Genomic DNA, 632 nt, shown 5'->3' with positions numbered 1-632 from the left:
GCTGGGCCGCTTCCAAGCGAAATTCCGGGCTAAACGTTCTCTTCTTCGTCATCATCTGCACCTGATTGTCTCTGTGAGCCATCATACACTCAAAGTCAGGTGGCCAGATTCACTGTGCCACTACATTTCACGCTGTCAGGTCGTCTGCGACCAAGGATTGAGTATAAGACCATCAGACGCTGAAAACGGTGAGCCGAGCACGTTTGAAGGGCGATTTTTGGCCTAAGGTTTCAACGTAACTATCGGTTCAGGCATCTCTGTTCTGCCTGTCCTTCCTCCATCATCGTCTGTCGCATCGCCGTTGGCGAGCGACATCAATGACGATGTCTAGTCCTGAAATAGGTTGACACTTTGGGAGCTCAAAACGCTCGATGCACCGCATTGAAGTGGACCCCAGAATTCGGACCAGGCGCTAAGCTCTGATCATACCGACCAGGAGGGCTTGATCATGAGCAGGAAACGTCGACAGTACAGCAGTGAGTTCAAAGCCAAGGTAGCCCTTACCGCCCTCAAGGGGGAACAGACCACGTCAGAGATCGCAGCCCGCTTCGAGATCCACCCAACCATGGTGAGTCAGTGGAAGCGCGACCTGCTGGACAACGCCACCGGCGTCTTCGAGGGCAAAAGTTCCA

General features: G+C 53.6%; 1 protein-coding gene. It reads left to right on the top strand.

Going from position 1 to position 632, the window contains the following annotated elements:
- Positions 1–448: 448 nt before the first annotated feature.
- Positions 449–632, top strand: a 184-nt coding sequence (locus tag IZU87_RS17315; RefSeq protein WP_213115371.1) for a transposase, incomplete at its 3' end; no start/stop codon positions are given.

It is taken from the genome of Cobetia sp. MC34 (genome assembly GCF_018340035.1).
GTDB lineage: Bacteria > Pseudomonadota > Gammaproteobacteria > Pseudomonadales > Halomonadaceae > Cobetia > Cobetia amphilecti.
The sequence above is the reverse complement of the archived record's forward strand: the minus strand, read 5'-3'. Positions and strand labels throughout refer to the sequence as shown.